The organism is Curtobacterium sp. MCLR17_034 (assembly GCF_003234485.1).
GTDB classification, from domain to species: Bacteria; Actinomycetota; Actinomycetes; order Actinomycetales; family Microbacteriaceae; genus Curtobacterium; species Curtobacterium flaccumfaciens.
Window position 1 is genome coordinate 60,983 of the sequence record NZ_QKTH01000019.1, and the last position, 10,932, is coordinate 71,914.

The 10,932-nt window shown below is 69.5% G+C and carries 10 protein-coding genes; all 10 read left to right on the forward strand.

Annotation, left to right across the window (positions count from 1 at the left end; translation table 11 throughout):
• Positions 1-7 precede the first annotated feature (7 nt).
• Positions 8-1,831 (forward strand): acetolactate synthase large subunit, encoded by a 1,824-nt coding sequence (locus DEI98_RS15920; RefSeq protein WP_027466529.1) that lies wholly within the window; start codon positions 8-10, stop codon positions 1,829-1,831.
• On the forward strand, positions 1,828-2,328 hold the full coding sequence (ilvN, locus tag DEI98_RS15925) for an acetolactate synthase small subunit (RefSeq protein ID WP_017888842.1): 501 nt from the start codon (positions 1,828-1,830) through the stop codon (positions 2,326-2,328). Before DEI98_RS15920 ends, ilvN begins: the two co-directional genes overlap by 4 nt.
• Before the next feature lie 72 nt (positions 2,329-2,400).
• Positions 2,401-3,426, forward strand: coding sequence for a ketol-acid reductoisomerase (ilvC, locus tag DEI98_RS15930; RefSeq protein ID WP_027466530.1), 1,026 nt, complete (start codon positions 2,401-2,403; stop codon positions 3,424-3,426).
• 210 nt (positions 3,427-3,636) lie between these two features.
• A complete protein-coding gene (locus tag DEI98_RS15935; protein WP_071405813.1) occupies positions 3,637-4,827 on the forward strand; it encodes a mannitol-1-phosphate 5-dehydrogenase in 1,191 nt (396 codons plus the stop codon).
• Positions 4,828-4,886: 59 nt separating this feature from the next.
• The gene (locus DEI98_RS15940; RefSeq protein ID WP_146243544.1) at positions 4,887-5,351 is read left to right on the forward strand and encodes a hypothetical protein; all 465 of its coding nucleotides are present in this window, start codon (positions 4,887-4,889) and stop codon (positions 5,349-5,351) included.
• Positions 5,348-5,731, forward strand: a complete 384-nt coding sequence (locus tag DEI98_RS15945) for a hypothetical protein (protein ID WP_111055293.1) — start codon at positions 5,348-5,350, stop codon at positions 5,729-5,731. The genes DEI98_RS15940 and DEI98_RS15945 overlap by 4 nt, the downstream gene beginning before the upstream one ends.
• A gap of 156 nt (positions 5,732-5,887) precedes the next feature.
• Positions 5,888-7,477 carry a phosphoglycerate dehydrogenase gene (gene serA, locus DEI98_RS15950; protein ID WP_110865397.1) on the forward strand — a complete coding sequence of 530 codons (1,590 nt, stop codon included), beginning with the start codon at positions 5,888-5,890 and terminating at the stop codon, positions 7,475-7,477.
• A 13-nt stretch (positions 7,478-7,490) separates the two neighbouring features.
• A complete protein-coding gene (locus DEI98_RS15955; RefSeq protein ID WP_111101281.1) occupies positions 7,491-8,564 on the forward strand; it encodes a 3-isopropylmalate dehydrogenase in 1,074 nt (357 codons plus the stop codon).
• Positions 8,565-8,579: 15 nt separating this feature from the next.
• Positions 8,580-9,689 carry a branched-chain amino acid aminotransferase gene (locus tag DEI98_RS15960; RefSeq protein WP_111101277.1) on the forward strand — a complete coding sequence of 370 codons (1,110 nt, stop codon included), beginning with the start codon at positions 8,580-8,582 and terminating at the stop codon, positions 9,687-9,689.
• A gap of 30 nt (positions 9,690-9,719) precedes the next feature.
• A complete protein-coding gene (locus DEI98_RS15965; protein ID WP_027466538.1) occupies positions 9,720-10,490 on the forward strand; it encodes a fumarylacetoacetate hydrolase family protein in 771 nt (256 codons plus the stop codon).
• Positions 10,491-10,932: the final 442 nt, after the last annotated feature.

Here is a 10,932-nt window from a genome sequence, read left to right on the forward strand (position 1 = left end):
ACCACTCATGCCCACGGAAGCAACTCCGTTGTCCGCGGCCGCCGGTGCACGCCGGTCGCCGGAGATCCTCACCGGCTCGGGAGCCGTCCTCCGGACGCTCGAGCACCTCGGGATCACCGACGTCTTCGGCCTGCCCGGCGGCGCGATCATCCCGTTCTACGACGAGCTGATGGCGTCGACCACGATCCGCCACATCCTCGTCCGTCACGAGCAGGGCGCCGGCCACGCCGCCGAGGGCTACGCCTCGTCGTCCGGCAAGGTCGGCGTCGCCATCGCGACGTCCGGCCCCGGCGCGACGAACCTCGTCACGGCCATCGCCGACGCCTACATGGACTCGGTGCCGTTCATCGCGATCACCGGTCAGGTGTTCTCGACGCTGATGGGCACCGACGCGTTCCAGGAAGCCGACATCGTCGGCATCACGATGCCCATCACGAAGCACTCGTTCCTGGTCACCGACCCGGCCGACGTGCCGGCGACCCTCGCCGCGGCGCACCTCATCGCGACGACCGGTCGGCCCGGCCCCGTGCTGGTCGACATCACGAAGGACGCCCAGCAGAAGTCGGCGCCCTACGTGTGGCCGCCCAAGATCGACCTGCCCGGCTACCGCCCGGTGACCAAGGCGCACGGCAAGCAGATCACCGCGGCCGCGCAGCTGCTGTCCGAGTCGAAGCGCCCGGTGCTCTACGTCGGCGGCGGGGTCATCCGCTCCCGCGCGACCGCCGAGCTCCTCCGCTTCGCCGAGGCGACCGGTGCGCCGGTGGTCACGACCCTGATGGCGCGCGGCGCGTTCCCGGACTCGCACCCGCAGCACCTCGGCATGCCCGGCATGCACGGCACGGTGCCCGCGGTGCTCGGCCTGCAGGACAGCGACCTCATCGTCGCCCTCGGTGCCCGCTTCGACGACCGCGTGACGGGCAAGGCCGACGAGTTCGCGCCGGACGCCAAGGTCGTGCACGTCGACATCGACCCGGCCGAGATCTCGAAGATCCGCTTCGCCGACGTCCCGATCGTCGGTGACGCCCGCGAGGTCCTGGTCGACCTGCTCGACGCCTGGGGCGGCATCGCGGTGGAGGACCGCGCGTCGACCGACGAGTGGTGGGCGAAGCTCCACCAGCTCAAGACCGACTTCCCGCTCGGGTACGCCGAGCCGACCGACGGACTCCTCGCGCCGCAGGGCATCATCAAGCGCATCGGTGAGCTCTCCGGTCCCGAGGCCGTCTACGCCTCCGGTGTCGGCCAGCACCAGATGTGGTCCGCGCAGTTCATCAAGTACGAGCGGCCCAACGCCTGGCTCAACTCCGGCGGTGCCGGCACCATGGGCTACTCGGTCCCCGCGGCCATGGGTGCGAAGGTCGCCCAGCCGGACCGCGTGGTCTGGGCGATCGACGGCGACGGCTGCTTCCAGATGACGAACCAGGAACTCGCGACCTGCGTCATCAACGACATCCCGATCAAGGTCGCGATCATCAACAACTCGTCGCTCGGCATGGTCCGGCAGTGGCAGACGCTGTTCTACGACGGCCGGCACTCCTTCACCGACCTCGAGACGGGGCACGCCTCGCGCCGTGTGCCGGACTTCGTGAAGCTGGCCGACGCCTACGGTGCCCTCGGCATCCGGGTCGAGAAGGCCGACGAGGTCGACGCCGCGATCGAGCTCGCCCTCGCGACCAACGACCGCCCGGTGGTGATCGACTTCGTCGTGAGCCGTGACTCGATGGTGTGGCCGATGGTCCCGCAGGGCGTCAGCAACTCGTCCATCGAGTACGCCCAGGCACTCGCGCCCACCTGGGACGACGAGGACGCCGACATGACGGGAGAAACCGCATGAGCCACGTCCTCTCCCTCCTCGTGGAGGACAAGCCCGGTCTGCTGACCCGTGTCGCCGGACTCTTCGCCCGCCGCGGGTTCAACATCGAGTCGCTCGCCGTCGGCAACACCGAGGTGGACGGCCTCAGCCGGATCACGGTCGTCGTCGACGTCGAGGACCTCCCGCTGGAACAGGTGACGAAGCAGCTCAACAAGCTGGTGAACGTCATCAAGATCGTCGAACTGGACTTCTCGCAGTCGGTCCAGCGCGAGCACATGCTCGTGAAGGTGCGCGTCGACAACCAGACGCGCTCGGCGGTGCTCGAAGCAGTGAACCTGTTCCGTGCCCAGGTCGTCGACGTGGCGACCGACTCCCTGATCGTCGAGGTGACCGGCGACCCCGGCAAGATCCAGGCGATCCTCCGCGTGCTCGAGCCCTACGGCGTCAAGGAGCTCGCCCGCGCGGGCCTCCTCGGCATGGGCCGCGGACCGAAGAGCATCACCGACCGGGTGCGCTGAGCGCCCGTCACACCCTTCCCCGGGCGCCGATGGTGCCCGGCACCGACCACAGAACCAAGGAGACACACCCTCGTGACTGACATCGTGTACGACGCCGACGCCGACCTGACGCTCATCCAGGGCAAGAAGGTCGCCGTCATCGGCTACGGCTCGCAGGGCCACGCCCACGCCCTCAACCTCCGTGACTCGGGTGTCGAGGTGAAGATCGGCCTGCAGGAGGGCTCGAAGAGCCGGCAGAAGGCCGAAGAGGCGGGCTTCGAGGTCCACACCCCGGGCGACGCCACCGCCTGGGCCGACGTCGTCGTCATCCTCGCGCCGGACCAGGTCCAGCGCATCGTCTACGCCGAGGACATCCGCCCGAACCTCAAGCCGGGCGCGACGCTCGTCTTCGGCCACGGCTTCAACATCCGCTTCGGCTACATCGAGGCGCCCGAGGGCGTCGACGTGTCGCTCGTCGCGCCGAAGGGCCCGGGCCACACCGTCCGTCGCGAGTACGAGGCCGGCCGTGGCGTCCCCGTGATCGTCGCCGTCGAGGTCGACGCGTCCGGTTCCGCGTGGGACCTCGCATGGTCGTACTCCAAGGCGATCGGTGGCCTCCGCTCCGGCGGCATCAAGACGACCTTCACCGAGGAGACCGAGACCGACCTGTTCGGCGAGCAGGCCGTCCTCTGCGGTGGCACCTCGCAGCTCATCCAGTACGGCTTCGAGACCCTGGTCGAGGCGGGCTACCAGCCGCAGATCGCCTACTTCGAGGTCCTGCACGAGCTCAAGCTCATCGTCGACCTCATCTGGGAGGGCGGCCTCACCAAGCAGCGCTGGTCGATCTCCGACACGGCCGAGTTCGGTGACTACGTCTCCGGCCCGCGCGTGATCTCGCCGGACGTCAAGGAGAACATGAAGGCGGTGCTCGCGGACATCCAGAACGGTGCCTTCGCGAAGCGCTTCATCGAGGACCAGGACGCCGGCGCACCGGAGTTCAAGGCGCTCCGTGCCAAGGGCGAGGGCCACCCGATCGAGGCCACCGGCCGTGAGCTCCGCGCGCTCTTCGCGTGGAAGCAGAACGACGGCGACTACGTGGACGGCTCGGCCGCGCGGTAGTCTTCCGAGAACCACTCGACCTGCGAGGCGGCGGTGCACCTGCACCGCCGCCTCGCGATGTGACCCGAACGTTATGCAGCAGCTCTTCTCCAGCCCCGACGCCGCGGACCGGCGTCCCTCCGCCGTGCGCGCGGTCGATTCCCGACACCCGTCGGCCGTGCTGCGCACCCGCGGTCAGGACCGCCCCGACCAGCATGGGATGATCGTTCGATGGCGGTGACGAAGCGAGCGGTCCACATCGGCGCCGGCAAGATCGGGCGCGGGTTCGTGGGCCAGTTCCTCGTGGCGAGCGGCTACGAGCTCACCTTCGTCGACGTCGACGAACGCGTGGTCTCGGCCCTGAACGAAGCCGGCCGGTTCGTGGTGCACGAGGTCGGCGAGATGCCGGTCGAGCACCTCGTCTACGGGTTCCGCGCGCTCAGCAGCAAGACCGACCGCGAGCGTGTGGTGCAGGCCATCGCCGAGGCCGACGTCGTGACCACCGCCGTGGGCGCCCGGACACTCCCGCTCGTCGCGCCGCTCATCGCCGAGGGCCTCGCGGCACGCCCGCTCGAGCGCGGCGACGTCACGATCGTCGCCTGCGAGAACGCGTTCAACGCGACCGACTCGCTGCACGCCAGCATCCGCCGCGCCCCGATCCTCGAAGACCGCGACATCGCCGCCGTCTTCGCGAACTGCGCGATCGACCGCATCGTCCCGGACCAGTCCGGTGTGCTCGGTCAGTCCGGCGGCCTCGACGTCGTGCTCGAACCGTTCTACGAGTGGGTCATCGAGCGCACCCCGTTCCTGGGCTCCGACGCCGAACCGCCGACGATCGAGGGCGTCACCTGGGTCGACGACCTGCAGCCGTTCGTCGAGCGCAAGCTCTACACGGTCAACACGGCGCACGCCACCGCCGCCTACCACGGCTACGTGCGGGGCATCCGGCTCATCCGCGAAGCACTCGAGGACGACGCCGTCCGCGCCGAGGTCGACGGGGTGCTCGCCGAGACCACCGCACTGCTGATCGCGAAGCACGGCTTCGACCCCGAGGACCACGCGCGCTACGTCGCCGCGAACCTCTCCCGCATCGCGAACCCGCACCTGCCGGACTCCACCGCGCGCGTCGGCCGCAACCCGCTCCGCAAGCTCGGCCGTCGTGAACGCTTCGTCGGCCCGGCGTCGCAGCTCGCCGAGCGCGGCCTGCCCGTCGAGCACCTGCTCGGTGCCGTCCGCGTGGCGCTCGCGTTCGACGACGAGAACGACCCGGAGTCGATCGAGCTGCACGCACTCCTGCGTTCCGGGGCGACCGCGCACGCGCTGACCGAGATCCTCACGGGCCTGATGGAGAGCCACCCGCTCTTCCCGGCCGTCCGCGACGTCGTTGCCGAGGTCCTCGCGACGCAACCGGCCGACGTCTGACGTCGGCCTCCCGGCCGTCGCTGGTCTCCCCGGTGTCGTGTCCCTCGTAGAATCGGGGCATGACCACGGCAGCATCCCCACCAGACGGGTCGATCGACCCGGACGTGCCGAACGCCGTCGACACCGACGACGCCGCCCTCAGCTGGGGTGACGCCGACGACGCCACCCACGTCGACGCGGCGCACAACCCGGTGGCGGTGCGCGAGCGCGGCGAGCGGGACCCCGAGGCGCCCGAGACCTCTGGCGCGCTCGTCGGGTTCGGTGTCTTCGGAGGCCTCTACCTCCTCTACACGGTGGCCTGGCTCCTCACCGCGTCGACCGCGTACGTCTCCGGCGTCGACACGGTCCTCACGATCTTCGTCGAGGTGCTCCGCTTCCTCGCGATCCTCGCGCCGGCACTCTGGTTCACGGTGGTGCTCTGGGCGGCGCGCAGCAGCCGCACGCGAACCCGCCTGCTCTGGATGCTCCTCGGCGCCGTCGTGCTCTTCCCCTGGCCGTTCCTCCTGACGCGGAGCTTCGGGTGACCGGGGCAGTGCCGGCGACGACCCGCCGGAACAGCGCCCCCGTGGTCGCGAAGATCGTGGTCTGGGTCGTGTTCGCGGCGCTGTTCGCGTACATGACGGTGCAGGCCGTCGGCAACCTGACGCAGATCAACCAGCGGGTGGACGCCTTCAACGCGTTCCTCCAGACGACCTCGGGCGGCGACTCGCTGCAGACCAGCACCCCGTGGCTGTGGCTCGTGCTCGACATCCTCATCGCGCCGGTCGCGTTCGTCGCGGCGATCGTCATCACCCGGCGTTCGAGCCTGCCCGTCACGATCGCGGTGTTCGTGGTCGCCTTCGCGGGCGCCGGCGCCCTCTGGCTCGACCTCCAGCTGTTCGTCCCGACGCTGCTGGACTTCTGACGCGACCCGTCGACGGCCAGGAGGCACGGTGCGGCCCCGCCCCGCGCCTCCTGCCCTCGTGTGGTTCTCCACAGGACCGCTCCCGCGGTCGTAACCACCGGCCCGCGTCGATAGCATGGTGGGATACCAACCGTCTCGAGTGAGGAAACAGCTGCTGTGTCGAAGCCGGTCGTCCTGATCGCCGAAGAACTCTCGCCCGCAACGGTCGACGCCCTCGGGCCCGACTTCGAGATCCGGAACGTGGACGGGACCGACCGTCCGGCGCTCCTGGCGGCGCTGTCCGACGCGCACGCCGTCCTCGTGCGGTCCGCCACCAAGATCGACGCCGAGGCGATCGCCGCGGCACCGGTCCTCAAGGTCGTCGCCCGTGCCGGCGTCGGCCTCGACAACGTCGACATCAAGGCCGCGACGACCGCCGGCGTGATGGTGGTGAACGCCCCGACCTCGAACATCATCTCGGCGGCGGAGCTCACGGTGGGGCACATCCTGTCGCTCGCACGGCACATCCCGGCCGCCCACGCCTCGCTGGCCGCCGGTGCGTGGAAGCGCTCGTCGTACACCGGTGTCGAGCTCTACGAGAAGACCGTCGGCATCATCGGCCTCGGCCGCATCGGCGCGCTCATCACCCAGCGGCTGCAGGCCTTCGGCGTGACGGTCATCGCGTACGACCCGTACGTCACCACGGCACGTGCGCAGCAGCTCGGGGTCGAGCTCGTCTCCCTCGAGGACCTGCTGCGTCGGGCGGACTTCACCACGATCCACATGCCGAGGACACCGGAGACCCTCGGCATGATCTCGGACGCCCAGTTCGCCCTGATGAAGCCGACCGCGTTCGTCGTGAACGTGGCCCGCGGTGGCCTGATCGACGAGGACGCCCTGCACCGGGCCCTCACGTCGAACACCATCGCCGGCGCCGGCCTCGACGTCTTCGTCGCCGAGCCCCCGAAGGACTCGCCGCTCCTGGCACTCCCGAACGTCGTCGTGACGCCGCACCTCGGCGCCTCCACCGACGAAGCGCAGGAGAAAGCGGGCGTCTCGGTCGCCAAGTCGGTCCGTCTCGCCCTCGGCGGCGAGCTCGTGCCCGACGCGGTCAACGTCGCGGGCGGGGTCATCGACCCGTACGTGCGCCCCGGCATCCCGCTCGTCGAGAAGCTCGGCCAGGTCTTCACCGCCCTCGCGACCTCGCCGGTCACGAGCATCGACGTCGAGGTGCACGGCGAGCTCGCCGAGTACGACGTCAGCGTGCTGAAGCTCGCGGCGCTCAAGGGCGTCTTCACCGACGTCGTGAGCGACCAGGTCTCCTACGTCAACGCCCCGCTCATCGCCGAGCAGCGCGGGGTCACCGTCCGCCTCATCACCGAGACCGACAGCCCCGAGTACCGCAACGTGCTGACGATCCGCGGTGCCCAGTCCGACGGCCCGGCGATCAGCGTCTCCGGCACGCTCACCGGCCCGAAGCAGGTCGAGAAGCTCGTCGAGATCAACGGGCACGACGTCGAGGTGCCGCTCGACCGGCACCACGTCGTCATGGAGTACACCGACCGTCCGGGCATCGTCGCGGTCTACGGCAAGGAGTTCGGCCAGGCCGGCATTAACATCGCCGCGATGCAGATCTCGCGCGAAGCCGCCGGTGGCCAGGCACTGAGCGTCCTGACGGTCGACTCGCCCGTGCCGGCCGAGATCCTCGAGCACGTCCGCTCGGCGATCGACGCGTCCTCGCTCCGCGAGATCGACATCACGCTCTAGGGGAGTGGCGGACATGAGCAGCGCGCAGACGATCCGACTCGCGGTCATCCGTGGTGACGGCATCGGCCCCGAGGTCGTCGACGAGGCCCTGAAGGTCCTGCACGCGGTCCTGCCGGACGACCTCGTGGTGCAGGAGACCCCGTTCTCCCTCGGCGCCGCACGGTACCTGGAGACCGGCGACATCCTGACCGACGACGACACGGCAGCGATCGCGCAGCACGACGCGATCCTGCTCGGAGCGGTCGGCGGTGACCCGCGTGACCCGCGGCTCGCCGGCGGCATCATCGAGCGCGGGCTGCTCCTCAAGCTCCGCTTCGCGTTCGACCACTACGTGAACCTCCGGCCGACGACGGTGCACCCGGCCGTCCCGACGCCGCTCGCCGACCCCGGCGAGGTCGACTTCGTGGTCGTCCGCGAAGGCACCGAGGGGCCCTACGTCGGCAACGGCGGCGCCATCCGGACCGGTACCCCGCACGAGATCGCGACCGAGGTCTCGTTGAACACCGCCTTCGGTGTCGAACGGGTCGTGCGGTACGCCTTCGCGCTGGCCGACCGACGCCCGCGTCGCCACCTGACCCTCGTGCACAAGAGCAACGTCCTGGTGCACGCCGGAGCCCTCTGGCAGCGCACCGTCGCGGCCGTCGGCGCCGAGTACCCGGACGTCACGGTCGACTACCAGCACGTGGACGCGGTCACCATCCACATGGTCCGCGACCCCGCACGGTTCGACGTCATCGTCACCGACAACCTGTTCGGCGACATCATCACCGACCTGGCCGGCGCGATCAGCGGCGGCATCGGTCTGGCGGCCTCGGGCAACATCAACCCGGACGGCACCTTCCCCAGCATGTTCGAGCCGGTCCACGGTTCCGCGCCGGACATCGCAGGTCAGCAGCTGGCCGACCCCACCGCCGCGATCCGTTCCGTCGCCCTGTTGCTCGACCACCTCGGTCGCGGTGACCTGGCGGCCGCGGTGACGGCTGCGGTGGAGTCCGACCTCGCCGACCGGGGCACCACGCCGCGTCGCACGGCCGAGATCGGCGACGCGATCGCCGCCGTGGCCACGGCACGCACCACCACCGCCTGAGAAGGAGTCCTCCCCATGAGCACCGACACCGCCATCGGACTCGAGTTCGCCAGCACCCCGTCCGCCGACCGCCGCGCGGCTGCCGAGCGTGAGCAGATCCTCGCCGACCCGGGCTTCGGCAAGCACTTCACCGACCACATGGCGACGGTCGAGTGGACGCTCGACGACGGCTGGCACAGTGCGTCGATCCACCCGTACGGGCCGTTGTCCCTCGACCCGAGCGCGAGCGTCCTGCACTACGCCCAGGAGATCTTCGAGGGGCTCAAGGCCTACCGGCACGCGGACGGCTCGGTGTGGTCGTTCCGACCGGACGCCAACGCCCGACGCTTCCAGCGGTCCGCCCGACGCCTGGCGCTCCCGGAGCTCCCGGTCGAGGCGTTCGTCGAGTCGATCCGGCAGCTCGTGCAGACCGACGTCGACTGGGTGCCCTCGGCGCCCGAGACCAGCCTGTACCTGCGGCCGTTCATGATCGCGACGGAGTCGTTCCTCGGGGTCCGCGCGGCACAGGCCGTCGCGTACCACTGCATCGCGAGCCCCGCCGGTGCGTACTTCACCTCGGGCCCGAAGCCGGTGTCGATCTGGCTGTCGACGCAGTACGCGCGCGCCGGCAAGGGCGGGACCGGTGCGGCGAAGACCGGCGGCAACTACGCCTCGTCGCTGCTGCCCCAGCAAGAGGCCTACGAGCACGGCTGCCAGCAGGTGATGTTCCTCGACTCGGTGGAGGGCAAGTACCTCGAAGAGCTCGGCGGGATGAACGTCGTCCTGGTCAAGTCCGACGGCACCCTCGTCACGCCCGACTCCGACTCCATCCTCGAGGGGATCACGCGTGACTCGATCCTGCAGTTGGCCGAGGACCGCGGCCTGACCGTCGAGAAGCGCCGCGTGACCCTCGACGAGTGGCGTGACGGCGTCGCCGACGGCTCGATCACCGAGGCGTTCGCGTGCGGGACCGCCGCTGTCGTGACCCCGATCGCCGAACTCCGGGGTGACGGCTTCACGATCGGTTCGCCGACCGTCGGGGCGGGGGAACTCACGATGTCCCTGCGCGACGAACTCACCGACATCCAGTACGGCCGTCGTCCCGACCCGCACGGGTGGATGACCAAGCTGACCGACGCGTCCTGATCGACCGGCGGGCGTGGGTAGGGTCGAACGGTGAAGATCGCACGGTTCAGCAGCAAGGGTGAAGACCCCCGGTACGGCATCCTCGACGAGCGCGCTCTGGTGGTGCTCGCAGGAGACCCGATGTACCAGGGGTTCGAGACCACGGGGGAGCGCGTGGCACTCGCCGACGCCAAGCTCCTCGCACCCGTCATCCCGCGGTCGAAGGTCATCGGCGTCGGGCTCAACTACTCGGAGCACGCCTCGGAGATGGACGAGCGTGCCGGCGACGACCCGGTGGTGTTCCTCAAGCCGAACACCTCGGTGATCGGTCCGGACGAGCCCATCCGCCTCCCCGCCGACATCGGTCGCGTCGACCACGAGGGCGAACTCGCCATCGTGATCGGCTCGCTCGCGAAGAACGTCCGACGTGAAGACTTCGCGAGCGTCATCCTCGGCTACACGATCGCCAACGACGTGACCGCCCGTGACCTGCAGGCGCGCGACGGTCAGTGGACCCGGGCGAAGGGCTTCGACACGTTCTGCCCGCTCGGCCCCGTGATCGAGACCGAGATCGACCCGTCGGACATCCGCATCGAGACCCGCGTCGACGGTGACCTTCGACAGGCGGCCTCGACGAACGAGATGGTGCACGACATCCCGTCGCTCGTCGAGTTCGTGTCCTCCATCTGGACCCTCCTGCCCGGTGACGTCATCCTGACCGGGACTCCGGCCGGTGTCGGGCAGATCCGCGACGGCGAGATCGTCGAGGTCACCATCTCCGGCATCGGTTCGCTCAAGAACCCGGTCATCGCGCGGCACTGACAGCGCTCCCGAACGGCCCGTTCCCCCAGGTGGGGAGCGGGCCGTTCGTCGTTGCCGGGGAGTACCCAACCGCGGCGCAGAGGGCGACACGCCCGGGATGTAGGCCGGCTTGGCGCTGCCGTTCACCTCTGCGTAAAGTAATCACTCGTTGCCGCTGAGGCGGAGAACGGAACGGCCGAGACGATCACCGGGTTGAACACCTGGAGATGCAGTCCGGACGGGGTCCCGCTCAGGCAACCAATTCCTCGGAAACACGACCTCTGGTTGTGCGCCCAGGGAGTTGTACAAGACGAATGCCTCTCTGGCGGAACCTTTCGTGGGTCGAGCGGGGAGTGCGTCTGGTCCTTGAGAACTCAACAGCGTGCACATTGTCAATGCCAATTTATTGATTGACCTCGTGCCTGGTCGGCTTGCTGACTGGGTCATGAAGCAATTCCTTTTG